11 protein-coding genes and 1 pseudogene are annotated in these 17,048 nt (G+C 50.0%); 8 read left to right on the forward strand and 4 right to left on the reverse strand.

The window, feature by feature from the left end:
- Positions 1-23 precede the first annotated feature (23 nt).
- From secG to EFB02_RS05415, 6 genes are all read left to right on the forward strand, one after another.
- Positions 24-272, forward strand: a complete 249-nt coding sequence (gene secG, locus EFB02_RS05390; protein WP_122820499.1) for a preprotein translocase subunit SecG — start codon at positions 24-26, stop codon at positions 270-272.
- A gap of 510 nt (positions 273-782) precedes the next feature.
- Positions 783-2,129 carry a trigger factor gene (gene tig / locus EFB02_RS05395; protein ID WP_122820500.1) on the forward strand — a complete coding sequence of 449 codons (1,347 nt, stop codon included), beginning with the start codon at positions 783-785 and terminating at the stop codon, positions 2,127-2,129.
- A 220-nt stretch (positions 2,130-2,349) separates the two neighbouring features.
- Positions 2,350-2,967 (forward strand): ATP-dependent Clp protease proteolytic subunit, encoded by a 618-nt coding sequence (locus EFB02_RS05400; RefSeq protein WP_122820501.1) that lies wholly within the window; start codon positions 2,350-2,352, stop codon positions 2,965-2,967.
- A gap of 2 nt (positions 2,968-2,969) precedes the next feature.
- Entirely contained in the window at positions 2,970-3,635 is a 666-nt protein-coding gene (locus EFB02_RS05405) for an ATP-dependent Clp protease proteolytic subunit (protein WP_122820502.1), read from the forward strand.
- A gap of 86 nt (positions 3,636-3,721) precedes the next feature.
- On the forward strand, positions 3,722-4,963 hold the full coding sequence (clpX, locus tag EFB02_RS05410; RefSeq protein ID WP_122820503.1) for an ATP-dependent Clp protease ATP-binding subunit ClpX: 1,242 nt from the start codon (positions 3,722-3,724) through the stop codon (positions 4,961-4,963).
- 47 nt (positions 4,964-5,010) lie between these two features.
- Entirely contained in the window at positions 5,011-5,334 is a 324-nt protein-coding gene (locus EFB02_RS05415; protein WP_122820504.1) for a chorismate mutase, read from the forward strand.
- Between the two features lie 46 nt (positions 5,335-5,380).
- On the opposite strand, the gene EFB02_RS05420 is transcribed toward EFB02_RS05415, so the two are convergent.
- From EFB02_RS05420 to EFB02_RS05435, 4 genes and pseudogenes are all read right to left on the reverse strand, one after another.
- Positions 5,381-7,267: an AMP-dependent synthetase/ligase gene (locus EFB02_RS05420; protein WP_147471039.1), complete on the reverse strand. Its 1,887-nt coding sequence runs from the start codon at positions 7,265-7,267 to the stop codon at positions 5,381-5,383.
- Between the two features lie 46 nt (positions 7,268-7,313).
- A complete protein-coding gene (valS, locus tag EFB02_RS05425) occupies positions 7,314-10,001 on the reverse strand; it encodes a valine--tRNA ligase (protein ID WP_122820506.1) in 2,688 nt (895 codons plus the stop codon).
- Positions 10,002-10,250: 249 nt separating this feature from the next.
- Positions 10,251-11,213, reverse strand: a complete 963-nt coding sequence (locus tag EFB02_RS05430; RefSeq protein WP_122820507.1) for a DUF5692 family protein — start codon at positions 11,211-11,213, stop codon at positions 10,251-10,253.
- Between the two features lie 3 nt (positions 11,214-11,216).
- Positions 11,217-12,242 (reverse strand): annotated as a pseudogene (locus EFB02_RS05435) (hypothetical protein).
- Positions 12,243-12,473: 231 nt separating this feature from the next.
- Between EFB02_RS05435 and EFB02_RS05440 the strand changes: the two are divergent.
- Together EFB02_RS05440 and uvrA are read left to right on the forward strand one after the other, a co-directional pair.
- Complete coding sequence (locus EFB02_RS05440; protein ID WP_122820508.1) at positions 12,474-13,814, forward strand: DUF5692 family protein; 1,341 nt, start codon at positions 12,474-12,476, stop codon at positions 13,812-13,814.
- A gap of 52 nt (positions 13,815-13,866) precedes the next feature.
- Positions 13,867-16,701, forward strand: coding sequence for an excinuclease ABC subunit UvrA (uvrA, locus tag EFB02_RS05445; RefSeq protein ID WP_122820509.1), 2,835 nt, complete (start codon positions 13,867-13,869; stop codon positions 16,699-16,701).
- Positions 16,702-17,048 lie beyond the last annotated feature (347 nt).

Consider the following 17,048-nt stretch of genomic DNA (forward strand, 5'->3'; position numbering starts at 1 on the left):
AACTTTTTGGGGAGAAGAAATTAGTGCAGACCGTAATCGAGATTATCGCGGAAGTAGTGCTGGTGATATCCAGTTTGTTTCTGATTCTTACCATTTTGATGCATAAAGGATCTGGTGGAGGTCTTTCTGACATGTTCGGAGGGGGACTGACCTCTAGCGCTGGTTCCTCTGGCGTCGCCATGCGTAATCTTAATCGCATCACTATTGTCACCGCGGTTATTTGGTTAATCAGCGTAATCGTCCTGGGTCTTCTACCTAGGATATTTGCATAAAGCCTGACTGGTTTAAATTAGGTTATAAATAAAGTTGTTCCCTGTGAACCGTAGAAAATATTCTCATCTAAAGGCGTGCTTGCTGTTCTAGATTTGCTTCGAATACTTTCCGGTTTAGCGGTAAAGAAAACCCGGCAAAATCTGCTGATAGTCCCGGTTACCAGGGAATAAAAGTTTGTCTGCTCATTTCATCTCGAGATTTCTTCTAGTTCCCTAAACAGTTGGTAGGTGAGCACACTAAGTGGTACCCGGATATCTGTACGAAATTTTTAGGGCATAGCTAATTATCCTGGAAGCAGGAACTTCCTCAGCAGCTCATGCCGCCACGAAATTGGTAGGCTCAAAATGAAAACTTTTATTCTTGTGTGGGTACGCTAGCTCACATCCGAGCCTAATCATTTCCTGAAAGTCGCGCTGTGCCTTAAGATTATCAGCGTTGCAATTTATTCAAACAGGTGAATTCTGCCGGCTAGAGGCAGGGCGCCGTAGACAAGCCGCGGGAGCGTATTTGTGAAAACAGACGTGGAAAAGCTGGAAGAAACCAGGGCTAAATTGACCGTCCAGGTACCGTATGAAAACCTTAAATCGGAAATAGACAAGGTATACAAGCAGCTAGGGAAGCAGGTATCGATTCCTGGTTTCCGCCCCGGTCACGTTCCTAATCAGATAATTGATCAGCGGATTGGACGCGGCTATGTACTGGAGCAGGCTATCAATGAGCGTCTAGGGGATTTTTATGGCCGTGCTCTGAACGAAGCTGAACTGACTCCTCTGGGACAACCGGAAGTTGAAGTTGTAGAAACTCCGGCTGTTGAAGGCAAACCGGGTGGCGATCTGAAGTTCACCGCAGAAGTAGATATCGTTCCAGATTTCGAGCTGCCTTCCCTGGAAGGTGTTTCCCTAGAGGTAACGAAGCTAGAAGTAAGCGATGAGGATGTAGAAAAAGAGCTAGACCAGCTTCGTGATCGTTTTGCCTCCCTGAAGACCGTCGAGCGGGCGGCGCAAGACGGTGATTTCACCTCCATTGATATGGTTGCCAAGATTGGGGACGAGGAAGTTGATTCCGTTTCTGGGGTTTCCTACCAGATTGGTTCCCAGTCGATGCTTGCGGGCATGGATGAAGCTCTAACCGGGATGAAAGCTGAGGAAACCGCCGATTTCAAATCTGTTTTGAAAGGCGGAGAGCACGAGGGGGAAGAGGCCGATGTTACTATTACCTTGCATAAGGTAAAAGAGCGGGAACTGCCCGAGGCAGATGATGATTTCGCGCAGATGGCATCGGAATTCGACAGTATTGGCGAACTGCGTACCGATTTGCGCGGCACTGTAGAGAAGATGCGCCGTCAGCAGCAGGCTCTGGAAGCACGTGAGAAACTACAAGACTACCTGGTAGATAATACGGATTTCCCGCTGCCGCAAAAGTTCATTGATAGTGAGGTTGATCGCCTAGCTGAGGGACAAGAAGACGCGGATCGCGAAGAACTTGCCGAGTCAGTTAAGAAACAGGCTAAGCAACAGATTGTGGTTGATCGCATCGCTAACGAGCGTGAGGTAGAGATTGACCCCAACGAGCTCTACCAGTCTATTTTTGAGATTGCCCAGATGTATGGGGTTGATCCCATGCAGATGCTGCGGGATCAGAACCAAGTTGCCGCTATGGGGCAAGATTTGCGCCGTAATCGTGCGTTGGTATCGGCTCTGCGCGAGGTAACCGTCAAGGATGAGGACGGTACCGAAGTCGACCTTTCGGAATTCACCAAGGATCCGGCGGAAGCTCGGGCGGAACAGGCGGCAGCTGCCGCTGCTCAAGCTGCAGAGGAAGATAGCGAAGCCGCGGATAGCGAAGAAGAAAACTAGTAGCTAACGCTATCAAGTAATCCTTATAGGCGGTGGGGCGGAAAGTGAGAGCTTTCCGCCCCACCGGCGTTTATTTCTAGCTAAACTGATTTCCAGGATGCTCATTGCCTAATTTTCATGCGCTTTAAGCGTAAAAGGGTATGGCAGAGAAGAAAACCGTCTCCAAAGACGGTAGTTTGATAGAGAACCATTTTTAAGTCCCACAGATAAGGAACATCCCGTGCAAACTGCGGCAGTAAAAAATGAGGGAGCCCAGCCTAGCTCCCTAGCTTTAGGCGATCATGTTTTCAATAAGCTGTTAAAGGAGCGGATTATTTGGTTGGGTTCCGAAGTTGCAGAAGGCAACGCCAACCAGATTTGTGCCCAGATGATGTTGTTGGCGGCTCAGGATCCGGAAAAACCAATTTTCCTCTACATTAACTCTCCGGGTGGCTCGGTAACTGCCGGGATGGCCATCTATGACACTATGCAATACATTGAACCAGAAGTGGTGACTGTGGCCTTGGGAATGGCAGCTTCTATGGGGCAGCTGTTGCTCACTGCCGGTACCCCCGGTAAGCGCTATGCAACTCCGCATGCGCGGATTCTGATGCATCAACCCTCGGGGGGAGTGGGAGGCACCGCTTCTGATATTCGGATTAACGCTAACTTAATTTTGCAGATGAAACAGGAACTGGCGGAAATTAACGCCCAGCGTACTGGGAAAACGGTTGAAGAAATCCGGGAAGATTCTGAACGTGACCACTGGTTCACTGCTCAAGAGGCTCTTGAATACGGTTTCATTGATCATGTTATAGAGTCGGCTCGCAACCTCGGCGCTGATGGAAAGGAACTATAAAAATGGCTTTTTCGCCTCTATATCCAGCGGGTGCGCCGCGTCTTGCTACGAATATGCCTATTGATCGTTATGTGCTTCCCGAGTTCGAGGAACGTACCTCTTACGGTTTTAAACGCCAGAACCCCTATACGAAACTCTTTGACGAACGGATTATTTTCCTGGGGGTACAGGTTGATGATTCATCGGCTGATGACGTGATGGCTCAGCTGCTGGTGTTGGAATCACAAGATCCGGATTCCCTTATCACTATGTACATTAATTCTCCTGGTGGTTCTTTCACTGCGATGACTGCGATTTACGACACTATGCAGTATGTAAAGCCCCATATTCAAACAGTTTGCCTGGGGCAGGCAGCTTCCGCGGCGGCAGTGTTACTGGCGGGGGGTTCTCCAGGAAGCCGATTGGCTTTACCGAATGCACGAATTGTGATTCACCAACCTTCAATGCAAGGCTCGCAGGGGCAGGCTACCGATATTGAAATCATTGCGGAAGAGATCGATCGGATGCGTACGTGGCTAGAGGAAACAATTGCCAAGCACTCAGGACAAACCGCTGAGCAAGTACGTAAAGATATCGAACGCGATAAAATTCTTACTGCTCCCGCTGCCAAGGAATACGGTCTGATTGACCAAGTCTTAGAATCTCGTAAAACCCCGCTAAAGCCATAGAACCGCGTAGTTAGCGTGTTGGGCACCGCCTAGCTGCAACCATACCTTTAGGCTAAGAGGTGCAGGTTTGATTTAGGAGGAAATGGGTGGACGAAGAGGCAGAACTGCTCAAGTGTTCGTTTTGCGGAAAGACCCAACGGCAGGTGCGTAAGCTAATCGCGGGTCCGGCTGTCTACATCTGTAATGAGTGCGTTGATCTTTGTAACGAAATTATGGAAGAGGACACCGCTAAACATTCGCGGGATAAAGCGAAACCCCTACCTAAACCTAAGGAAATCTATAGTTTTTTAAATAGCTATGTAATCGGTCAAGATCAAGCTAAACGAGCACTCTCAGTCGCAGTATATAACCATTACAAACGGGTGCAGGCAAAAGAGCGCGGCCAGAATATCGACATGTCCTTAACGAAGTCGAATATCTTGCTGTTAGGTCCCACTGGATGCGGTAAAACTCATTTGGCGCGTTCTTTAGCAAAATTATTAAACGTACCTTTCGCGATTGTGGATGCTACTGCCTTAACTGAAGCTGGATACGTGGGCGAGGACGTTGAGAATATTCTACTCAAGTTAATTAATGCTGCCGATGGAGATATCAAACGCGCAGAACGCGGCATTATCTATATCGATGAGATTGATAAAATTTCCCGCAAGGCAGAGAATGCTTCTATTACCCGGGATGTATCGGGGGAGGGCGTGCAGCAAGCGCTGCTAAAAATTATTGAGGGTACGGTAGCCTCGGTACCTCCGCAGGGGGGACGCAAACACCCCCATCAACAGTATCTCGAGATAGATACCAATTCGATTTTGTTTATAGCGGCAGGTGCATTTGCCGGTATTGATGAGATTGTTAAATCCCGCTTGGGGCAACATTCGACTGGATTTGGCTCTTCCTTAAAATCTTCTGCTGAACATGGTGATCTTTATGCGCAGGTAAACGCAGAAGATTTACATCGTTTTGGTTTAATCCCTGAGTTCATCGGACGTCTACCGGTGTTGACTTCGGTTAAAGAACTCAGTGAATCGGACTTGGTGCGAGTACTAGTAGAACCAGAGAATTCCTTGGTTGCGCAATATTGTTCTCTGTTTGAACTTGATGGGATTGACCTGAAATTCACTGATGGGGCGATTAGGGCAATTGCCCGTATGGCGCAAGAGCGAGGCACCGGAGCCCGCGCGCTTTCCTCCATCATGGAGGAAGTGCTAAAGGAAACTATGTTCGAGGTGCCTTCGCAACCCGATGTTCGTTCAGTTACGATCACTGAAGAAGTGGTGAACCAGGGGGCAAAACCCACCTTGCTCGAGTCAGTTTCCCGCTCTAAGACTGCCTAGCTTGGACAAGGCTCGCCCACGGCCGCATCCTCGTTTATCCTTATTTCATGAGCAGCGAACAGGACAAACCAGCCAAGGGTACGATTCCACCGGAGTTAGCGCAGGCGCGTGCTACTATCGACAACATTGATGCGGCACTGATTCATATTTTGGCAGAACGATTTAAATGCACCCAAAAGGTGGGATATCTTAAGGCGAGATTAGGACTTAATCCTGAAGATAAAGGCAGAGAGAAACAGCAAGTCGCAAGGCTGCGAACCTTAGCAGAAGAGGCCGGCCTTAACCCCGTATTTGCCGAAAAATTCTTGAACTTTATCGTGGAAGAAGTAATCCGGCACCATATTGATATTGCAGAACAACAGCGTAATTAGCTTTACAGACGCACCTCCTGGGAGGGAAGGCAGATCCTGCTAGATTTTAGTCCTCTTCCAGGGGGCCACCATAAATAGCGTTAATCTCATTTTCAAAACGTTTCAAGACCACCGCACGTTTAACTTTTAGCGAGGGAGTCATAGTTCCGTTTTCTAAAGAGAAATCGGTGGTTAGTACCCGAATTTTACGGATAGATTCGGCGCGGGAAACCTTTTGATTAGCTCGCGCGACTGCTCGTTCCAAAGCCTTTAGGACAGCTGGATGGCGGGCAGCACCAGAAATATCCATTGGCGGCAGGTTATGGTTGCGTAGCCAACCAGGTAACATTTCCGGATCTAGGGTTACTAACGCCGCGATAAAGGGGCGGCGATCCCCAACTACCACCACATTTGAAATTAGGGGGTGACCTCGCAGACCATCTTCTAGTACTTCCGGAGAAACATTTTTACCCCCAGCCGTAACAATAATTTCTTTGATACGTCCGGTAATATGCACGAAACCGTCAGCATCAATCCAGCCTTTATCTCCGGTTCGCAGCCAGCCGTCCTCGGTGTAAAGTTCGGCGGTTTCCTCCTGGAGGTTGAGATATCCAGGAGACATGGGATCTCCCTTAAACTGCACTTCGCCTTGCTCAGATATCCGAACCGCAACCCCGGGAACCGGCTGTCCAACCGAACCAATCTTGGCGCAATCAGGAACATTCACGGTAGCCGGACCAAGAGTTTCAGTCAGACCGTATCCTTCGCAAACCGTAACCCCAATGCCGCGGAAGAAATGACCTAAGCGGGTAGAGAGGGGGCCACCTCCAGAAATGATATATTTCGCGTTTCCACCCAAAAGACTAGTAAGGCGGGATAATACCAGTTGGTAAAATACCTGTCGCCGTACTTTTAACGCCCATGACGGCCCTTGGGGAGTGTCTAGAGCTCGAGAGTAGTCAATCGCAGACTTGGCTGCTAAGCGGAATAAACGCAGTTTAATACCGCTTCCTGCCGAGGCGTCAGCGGCATTGTAGATTTTTTCTAGAACACGGGGTACCGCCAGCAGATAGGAGGGTTTAAAAGCCGCCAAATCTGCAAGTAGATTCTTGGTATCGGGTACCAGTCCAAGTACTCCAGGCCCAAGTAGCGCGCCCCACGATACTAGGCGAGCTAGTGCGTGAGCCACCGGTAAAAACAATAGACAGCGAGTGGTTTTCTGTAGCCCAATCTCTGTTAAATACTCCAAAAGGTTTGGTACTAAGGCAGTGGCATTGCGCTGTGTAATGATTGTGCCTTTAGGGCGCCCGGTGGTTCCAGAGGTGTAAATAATAGTGGCAATGGTGTCCCCGGTAATTTGGGCGTTATAAGAATCAATAACTGCCGGTGCAATTTGCCGTCCAGCTTCGATAATCGTAAGTAAATCCCCTGCGGCAAGCGAATATATTCGGCACTTGTGGTCTGCGCGCGCGGCAACTGCCTGAATCAGTTCCTGAGAGGCCTGGTTAGAAGCGATTGCGTAGCTAATATCAGAATCTTGTAAAATCCATTCGATTTGCGCAGCCGAATCCGTTTCATAAATTGGAACGGTCACAATACCGATCGCCAAGGCAGCCATATCGATCAGTGTCCATTCATAGGAAGTGGAACCGTGTATGGCCAGGCGGTCACCGGGCTTTAAACCGATACCGAGTAGTCCTCTTGAAACTGAACTGATTTCATCCCAGAACTCTCCAGCAGAAACTTTGCGCCACTTTTCCCCTAGCAGACTTTTTTGCTCGATTACGGTCTGCGTTGGATCCTGGTTGACGCGGCGGCGAAACATGGCCACGATATTGTCATGCTCGGAACGAACCTTGGTTGCCGGCATGGAAAACTGGGTTAAGGTTCCCGGAGTTTTGCCGGCTACTGCAATCGTTCCTGGTGGAAAAGTTATGCTTTTATCTGTGTCCACTTGTTTCTCCTTAAACCAGTTAATCACGGCTTTAGCCTACCCTAAGTTAGTTACGTGGTTTCTTGGGGGGAGGGGTACCTAGCACCGCGTCCTGCGTCGTTACCGGCGTGTTTGCCTCTGGATTAACCTGTACTTTTACCGTCCCAGATAATGACGCAGCTGCATCTAAATCAGCTCGCACTGCCGGTAGATTTTCTGCTGACCAATCGTCGGCGTAAACAATAGTTACCTGTTCGAACGGGGTACGCTGACCAACCTTAGCTTCCGACTTAACCTTTCGCAGTACGCTTAGCGTGTCGCCGGCCAGTTTTAATAGTTGCGCATCTCCCGCGGCAGCTTGCAGGGCGGAGGTAACCTGCGGCCAAGGAGCAGTATGGACGGAGCCAGTGCGGTACCAGGACCATACTTCCTCTGCAGCGTAAGGTAGGAACGGAGCCAGAAGCCGGGTTACATTATCGACTACCAGAGCAAGGGCGGTGCGGGCAGAATCTTGCAGGTCAGTTTCCCAAATACCTGCGAAGTTATGAGCACGATCTTTGACCAGCTCGAGGTAGTTATCGCAAAAATCCCAGAAGAACGATTCTGTTTGCTCTAGAGCACGCGTGTGATCGTAGTTATCAAAAGCAGTGGTAGTCGCGGTAATAACTTCGTTTAGACGGGCGATCACAGCTTTGTCGAGAGGAGAAGTTACCTTTGCAGGGTCGAGGCAGAGGCCGGCGTCCTCGGTCATCGAAAGTGCAAACTTAGAGGCGTTCAGCAGTTTCATAGCGAGGCGTCGCCCAATCTTCATCTGGGCTTCCTCAAACGCCGTATCGGTGCCCAGGCGAGCCGCAGCTGCCCAATAACGTACTGAGTCCGATCCGTGCTTTTCTAGCAGCCCCATGGGGGTAACTACATTGCCTTTAGACTTCGACATCTTCTTGCGATCCGGGTCCAGGATCCAGCCCGAAATTGCAGCGTTTTTGAATGGTAGAGCACCAAACTCCAGGTGTGCGCGCACTACCGTAGAGAACAGCCAGGTGCGGATAATGTCTTGACCCTGTGGACGCACGTCCATGGGGTAAACTCGCTGGAATAAATCTTCATCTCGCAGCCAACCGCCTGCAATCTGGGGAGTCAGCGAAGAGGTCGCCCAAGTGTCCAAAATATCTACTTCGGCGGCAAAGCCGCCGGCTTTACCGCGTTGATCTGCGGTGTATCCCTCCGGAATGTCGCTGGTGGGATCTATCGGCAAAGATTCTTCAACGGGCATCAGTACCTGGTCGTAAGCGACTTCGCCATTCTGGTCGATGCGATACCATAGCGGAATCGGCACCCCGAAGAAGCGCTGACGCGAAACCAGCCAGTCATTATGTAGGCCGTTTACCCAATTTGCGTAGCGTACCTTCATAAAATCGGGATGGAAATTAAGTTCCTCGCCGCGTTTAAGCAGTTCGCTATTCAGGTTTGCGGAGTGACCGTTCAGGGTATAGTCGCTGCCACCATTGCGGATATACCATTGGCGGGACATCACGATCTCTAAGGGGCGGTCGCCCTTTTCAAAGAAGTTGGTTTGCCGCATAGTTTTTTGCGGTTCTCCCCGTAGCTCTCCGCTTTCTTTCAGAGCCTCCACTACGATTTGCCGCGCTGAGAAAGTGGTCTTTCCGCGGATAGCATCCATTAGTTCTCTACCAGCGGGATCGGTAATCCAATCAGTCTGCTCGTGAGTAATCCGGCCATCTTTAGCCAAAATCACTCGGGTGGGTAGCTCAAGGTCGCGCCACCACTGAACGTCGGTAACATCACCGAAAGTACAACACATGGCGATACCGGCGCCCTTGTCCATTTCGGCTGCCGGGTGAGGCAGCACCGGAACCTCTACTTTAAAGCCCGGACTGGTAACAGTTTTGCCAAATAGATGCTGGTAGCGTGGGTCATCTGGATGTGCCACCAGACAGCAGCAAGCTGCCAGTAGCTCCGGACGAGTGGTTTCAATTATTACGTCATCGCCGCCTGGCAGGTGGAAAGCCAGCGCATGATAGAAGCCAGGGTAGTCACGAGCCTCGAGTTCGGCTTGTGCTACCGCGGTTTGGAAAGTTACATCCCATAACCCCGGAGCTGCCGCTTGATAGGCTTCCCCGCGTTTGAGGTTGCGCAAGAACGCTGCTTGCGCAACTCTTTGGGAATCTTTAGAAATGGTTTGGTACTGATGGTTCCAATCCACGCTGAGGCCTAGACGACGCCACAGTGCCTCAAAGGATTTCTCGTCCTCTTTAGTAAGTTCTTCGCACAGTTCAATGAAGTTCTTACGAGAAATCGGTACTTGATCACGAGCCTTAACCGACTTGGAATCCCCGTGATGAGGTGGCTCAAAATCTGGGTCATAGGGCAGGGTGGGATCACAGCGCACCCCGTAATAGTTTTGAGCACGGCGCTCGGTGGGGAGTCCATTATCGTCCCAGCCCATCGGGTAAAACACCGCTTTGCCCCGCATTCTTTGGTAGCGGGCAAGGCAATCGGTATGGGTATAGGAAAACACATGTCCAACATGCAGCGAACCGGAGGCCGTGGGCGGAGGAGTGTCAATAGAGAATACTTGAGAACGCGGTGCCTCGCGATCAAAAGCATAAACCTGTTGATCTTCCCAAATCTTTGCCCAGCGATCTTCGAGGCCGTCTACGCTTACTCGCTGAGGTACTTGGGGTGCGGGTAAATGTAGATCTGCTAAATCCCGGTGATCATGGGGATTATTCATCGGCCATCTCCTATTTTGTATTTTCCCTCTTTAGCAGGCCTGCCCCCTATCTGGGCCAGAACCCGGCGATTACATACCTTACTAAAATACTCGGTATCGCAGGCCAAACCCAAAATATTTTGGACAACCTTAGCCTAGGGAAATTCCTGAAAGGCGAGGTAAACTTAAGAGCCTGCCACCCGTAAAACCTTAATCAAGCTAAGGGAATCTGGGCGGCAGGCTCTGGCTCAACGCCTCGGTAAGCAACTGCTAATTATTTTGCAGTTTTCCTCCATTTTCGCGAGCAATCTGCTGATTGTAGGGAGTATCCCAATAAACTTCCTGCTTAAAGGGACTACGTCCTGTTGAGCGCACCTTATAGAGGTGGTAGCCGAACACCACCACATTGGCTACTAGCGCCGCTGCCGAGAGTAAGAACATAGCAGTCGGATTGTGGGCGCTGCGGTGAGCAAACAGAGAATCTTGCATGAAATGCGGGAAGGTTAGCACTATCGCTGACCAGAAGGTCAAGGTGTAAGCCCGGTATTGAATCCAGGCACCTTTCCCGAAGGTCAGGAATGCGGGAATCGTACAAGACGCCAACAAGGCTACCCCCGAATACCAGGCACGGTCAGCCAGGCAGTTGTAAACGTAGGCAACATTCCACAGGTCGTAGGCGATAATCCATCCGATGGTTAGGTCGCCCCAAATAATCTGTTTATTTTTACCTTTGGATACATAGATTCCCATCCAGCCCGAAATCATTAGGAAGTTTAAAATTCCAGCGATTCCGTTCATGATGTTCCAGGGGCCGCCCCAGGTGACCATGCCTTGCGTAGGGTCTACCCCGTGGATGCCGTAACACTGGAAATCGCGAATTACTGCCTCGATAATGTTGACTGCCAAGATAAACGGGGGAATGCACAGGTACCAGTGTTTATCACGCAGCTTCGGGAAATATTGCAGTGCCACCAGTGATAACGACCCGATTAGTGCCGAATATTGCTTTACTATCGGGAACCAGCCGTCCGAGTTAGTACCAGCGCGCGAAGTTGGCCACCAAAAAATCGTCAGCGCCACCGGGATCACAATGAACACGGCGATCGCCACCCATTTATAACGGATTGCTAGCCATGCCAACGCTGCCAGCCCTACCACAACCACCAACAGCATTAGGTAGTCGTACCACTGACCAAGTTCAAAAAAGAATAAAGTGGGATAGTCCGGTTTCATCAGCTACTTCGCCGCCTTCTTCCCCCAACCAGGCAAATAGGTTTTTTCTTTCTTTTGACGGATCTGTTCCTCCCACGAAAATTCGGGTTCTTCCCAATCGGTGAAATACTCGCTATCAACTACCTCTGCCCAAGGGGAATCCGGGGAGGTAGGAGGCCAGGCGGGGTTATCGGTTACGGGGGGACGTACCTCGTTTACCGCTGGGTCTTGGCGGCCGTAGCGCAACCACTGGTTATGGGTGCCTTCGTAAAGCTCCGTGCCATCCCAGCGTCCTGCCGGGGTGTCATACCCGAAGAGCTTGCCCCCTAATACTGCCCGCTTAATCCGACCCTGCCATTGTGGTTTCTTCCGAAATTCGGCAACCCTTTTCACGTAGAGGTTCTGCAGGTGGGCCATGCATCCGCCGATAAGTTCAATATTTATCCAGTTAATGGCGGCAGCAAACTTGGTATCTGGTTCAAAACCGATTCGCCAATGGTTGATTAACCGGCAGCGCTCACCCTTAAGAGGTATTAGGTAGAAACATCAGGCAGCGGCATAGTGTTTCATCCCCGGATAGCGGAAAGCGAAAGAACCTGGAGCCCGCGGCGGGTGCTTGGTGTCGACCCATTGAGAAAGATACTTACCGGGTACTACGTCCGCCCATTCCATAGACATTCCGGTGTAGTCGAAGGCAGCGATATCTCCGGGCTGCAAAGATTCTGGGCCTTGCCACTGTTCTTGAATTTCGTAAGAGTTAAAGAAAGGGAGTCGTGCAAAGGTACGTTCTAGAAATTCCGAGGAATAAGAACCTGCCTTATCGCATCCCAGCTGTTTTAAGTGCCGATATACCGCATATGCGGGAGCGTCAATATTGATCGCGTAGGTAGAGGAACGTCCATTGGAATAGCAGCGGTCAATCAAATCGTCGGAAGGGTAGTGCCACGCATTTTCTTCTTTAGTGGCTTTGCCCGAAAACTGACTGAAGGAGAGCATTCCGCCGAGGGCTACGCTGCCCCCTAAAGCGCCTAGGCGCAACACCTTCTTCATACGGTCATGGTAATTAGACATTTTGATTCTCCGTAGTTGTGTATTTCTTTGTTTAAACAGGTAACACCGTTGTTAAACCTGAGTTAATATTTAACTTATCACTGTCTGGCGGATTGTAAGTCCTTTTGAACGGGTATTTATTATGACGTATCCGCAGGTGGTGTAATTTTAAATCTGAATAAGTAAGGTCAAAGTAATCGGGCAGCGCGGCCTGGTTGAAAAGGAACTCTGATGGGATTTTTGTGGGAAGTAGGTCCGGTTTGGGTCTACCTTTTTTGGATTCTGATTTTTGCGCTCCAGATGCTGGTGGCGGAAATACATCGCCGCTGGACCTGGACTGCTTTCGCGGTATGGACAATCGGTGGGGTACTGCTGATTCCGTACGTCATTATTCACGGGGTTCCCATGGTGGGGTGGTTCCCCTTCGGCAAATTTATAATTATGCTCGCCACCGCTACGATGACTGCTTTCCTATTGCATTGGGGAAAACGTAATCCGCTAAAAGCACGACGCTACGCAATTTGGTTTGGCGTTGCTCTATGGATTGGGTTGGCAGTAAACATTATGGAAGCAAATATTCGGGATATAACTATTTTCTTTGAAGCCGATACCTACCGAGCATGTGCCACTAACTTTCAATGCCTAATGGATATTGATAGTTCCCGTTCTATTTCCATGATCGAAGGGCTGCCAGAAACTCGAGGTATCACTGCTGCTAGTGGATCGGTAGCCTGGTATCAAGCAGCTGCAGAAGCTTTCAAGGCCAGTGGAGTAGGAATCGACCCTGCTACCGGGTTCCGTACCATCGGCGGATATTGGAATCTACTTTCCGCCGCAGCCGGGGTGCTAAACATTATCACTATTACTGGGCTAGGTAAGATCTTTATTTCCTCGGCGAAAAAAGGAAAAGTGCAGGGGCTGATCTGGGCAGATATGGCTTGGCCGTGGGTAATTGCCTACGATCTTTGGAATCATTCCTTCCTGTATAACTCGCTCGCGGACTACACCTGGTACTGCACCTTGGCATTGCTGTTGGCATGTACAGTTCCTGCCTTCACCTGGGCAAAGGGGCAATGGATTTGGTTCCGTTGTTTCACCTTGATGTTCTGGATTGCCGCCAACAATATTTTACCGGAGTTGCTGGTACGTCCGTCGATAATGACTAACTATGCGACGATGAACCCGCTGGCAAACATTATTTGCGCTTGGCTGGCACTAATTTCTAACGTGCTGCTGTTTATATATTGGCTATATAAGATGCTTAAGCATCACCGCAATCCTTGGACAAACTGCTTGTTCTTCGAGTTGGGGGCCTTTAGAAAAGTAGTAAAGCTCTATGCAGATGACAAAGACAAGTATTTCCTAACCGACTTCATCCCCGAAACTCCTACTCAGCTTGGTTTCGAACCGGAATCCACATTGCCACCAGCGGAAGGATACGTAGGATGGATGCCCTGGTGGAAGCAGGATAAACGCTATCCGAAGCCCCGCACTCCACTCTCGGCTGACCCTAAACTGGTAGAGAAAGGGGTTAAGTCTGATTCTAGCTGGGACGTCAGCAAGTCTGAGTAAATATATCCGCCGCTAAAATGCGAAATAGAACGTTTGTTCGTAAGATAGGGGTGTGGATGAAAAACTGGTAGTTAAAGGAGCAAGGGAACACAATCTACGTAATGTAGGCATTGAGATTCCTCGCGACAAAATGGTGGTGTTCACGGGGCTTTCAGGCTCAGGAAAGTCTTCGCTTGCCTTCGACACGATTTTTGCCGAAGGGCAACGGCGCTATGTTGAGTCGCTGTCCTCCTATGCTCGCCAGTTCCTGGGGCGCCTGGATAAGCCGGATGTGGATTTTATCGCGGGGCTGTCTCCGGCGGTTTCTATCGATCAAAAATCTACCTCCCGGAATCCCCGTTCTACAGTAGGTACTATTACCGAGGTCTACGACTACTTACGTTTGCTTTTTGCCCGCGCTGGGCAGGCTTACTGCCCGGTGTGCGGGGAAAAAATCCAAGCCCAAACTGCGCAACAAATCGTAGATCGCCTGCTTAAGCTACCAGAAAAAACTCGATTCCAAATTTTGGCTCCGGTGGTGCGCGGACGCAAAGGCGAATACACCGAGCTATTTGCGGATCTAGTAACCCAAGGCTTCTCGGCAGCAGTGGTGGACGGGGAAACCGTGCGTCTTACCCAGCCTCCCAAGCTGGAACGCAAAATTAAGCATGATATTTCCGTGCGGGTTGATCGCCTGGTAATGAAAGCAGGGATACGCACTCGGCTTTCCGACTCAATAGAAACCGCGCTCAAACTGGCAGATGGGTTAGTGGTGGTTGATTTCGTGGATCGAGATGAATCTGATCCCCAGCGTTACCAGCGTTTTTCTGAAAATCGCGCCTGTCCCAATGACCATCCGCTGCTCTTAGAAGAAATCGAGCCGCGTACTTTTTCCTTCAACGCCCCCTATGGGGCTTGTCCAGACTGTTCCGGCCTGGGATCCCATCTGGAGGTTGACCCGGAACTGGTGGTTCCCAACCCGGAGCTCTCTCTTTCCGAGGGCGCGATTCGTCCCTGGTCAACCAAAAATAAATATCTAATGCATATGCTTTCTGGCTTGGGCGAGGAACTAGGATTCGACCTGGACACTCCGTTCCGTAAGCTTTCGGCCTCCCAACAGACGGCTCTTTTGCGCGGTCGCGACTACCAGGTGAAAGTGAAGTTCCGGAATCGTTGGGGGAGGATGCGTACTTATTCTTCCGGATTCGAGGGGGCTATTCCTTGGATTATGCGCAAGCGCGAAGAAACTGAATCCGAGGTGATGCGCGCGCGTTACGAGGGGTATATGCGGCAGGTTCCCTGCTCAACTTGCAACGGGGATCGCTTAAAACCTGAGGTTCTGGCGGTAAAAATCGGAGAATTAAATATCGCGCAGCTAACTAAACTATCAATTACCGCCAGTTGCAAATATTTGGCGGAAGTAGAACTGACCGGATCGGCCAAGAAGATCTCCGAACCGATTTTAAAAGAAGTCCAGGTGCGTCTGCAGTTCCTGCAAGATGTGGGTTTGGGATATTTAACCCTAGCTCGGGGAGCAGCTACGCTTTCCGGGGGGGAAGCTCAGCGGATCCGCCTGGCTACCCAGATAGGATCGGGACTGGTTGGGGTGCTTTACGTACTCGATGAACCCTCAATCGGGCTACATCAACGTGATAACCACAAGCTAATCGAGACTCTAAAAAAGCTGCGCGATTTAGGGAACACTTTACTGGTGGTAGAACATGACGAAGACACTATCCGTGCTAGCGATTGGATAGTCGATATCGGTCCGGAAGCGGGCGAACATGGGGGAGAAGTTCTCTACTCGGGGCCGGTAGCAGGGATTGCGGATTGCAAGCGTTCGCTGACTGGACAGTATTTGTCCGGAAAAAAACAGATTGCAGTCCCTAAAAAACGGCGCAAGATTGAAAAAGATCGGCAGCTAAAGATCATTGGTGCGCACGAAAACAACCTCAAAAATTTAAACGTTTCTATCCCCTTAGGTAAGTTAGTTTTGGTTACCGGGGTGTCGGGGTCGGGCAAATCTACCCTGATTAACCAGGTAATGTACGAAGCTTTAGCGGCAAAGTTACAGCGGAAAAGAGTCGTTCCTGGTCGCCATAAAGCTATCGAGGGCATTGAGCAACTAGATAAGGTCGTGCACGTAGACCAAAGCCCGATTGGACGTAATCCCCGCTCTAACCCGGCTACCTATACCGGGGTGTGGGATGCAGTGCGCACCCTATTCGCACAAACCCCAGAAGCACAGTTGCGTGGCTATGGGCCTGGACGTTTTTCCTTTAATGTGAAGGGGGGACGCTGCGAGTCTTGTAAGGGGGACGGCACCCTGAAGATTGAAATGAACTTCCTGCCGGATGTGTATGTACCCTGCGAGGTGTGTGCAGGAGCCCGGTATAACCAGGAAACTCTAGAGATTAAATATCGGGGCAAATCGGTAGCTGAAGTCCTGGATATGCCCATTAGTGAAGCGGCAGAATTTTTTGCTCCCATAAATAAAATTTCTCGCCACCTGAATACCTTGGTTGAAGTGGGATTGGGGTATTTGCGGCTAGGGCAGAGCGCTACCACTCTTTCCGGAGGGGAAGCCCAACGGGTAAAATTAGCTAGTGAACTACAGCGTCGCTCTAATGGACGCACCATCTATGTGCTCGATGAACCCACCACTGGGCTACACCTGGAAGATATCCGCAAACTAATGCTGGTATTGCAGTCCTTGGTTGACAAAGGTAACTCCGTAATTGTGATCGAACATAATCTGGATGTAATCAAATGTGCTGATTGGGTGATTGATTTAGGTCCCGAGGGCGGAGACGGTGGGGGAACAGTGGTGGCGCAAGGTACCCCGGAGCAAGTGGCAAAGGTACAAGCCTCCTACACCGGGCAGTATCTGCGCGCAATGCTGAAGTGATGTTCTCTTTGGTGTCAAAATCATTCTGGTAATTCTTGACATTTTTTGGATACAGTTAGCGTGAGAGAGTCGAACCTGCAGGTATTCTCCATCTGTGATTCTGACAGTTGTATTAAATTCTTAATAGCATGCTTGACAGTCGCAGCAGATAGCTAAGATCAATCGGCGCTGATTCCAGTGACGTTTATTTTTTAGCTACATCTTCTGCTTTCTTAGTCATATTCGTGTCCTAGACATTAATGCTCGAGCTTTGTGTAAAAGTGCTTGCACTTTTTATATCTATACGTATAGACTTTCATTGTTGCTTCAAAGAGGAAGACGTTATATTGGAGGAAATATGAGACGTA

The sequence above is a fragment of the Varibaculum vaginae genome, from assembly GCF_900604285.1.
In the GTDB taxonomy this organism is placed as follows: domain Bacteria; phylum Actinomycetota; class Actinomycetes; order Actinomycetales; family Actinomycetaceae; genus Varibaculum; species Varibaculum vaginae.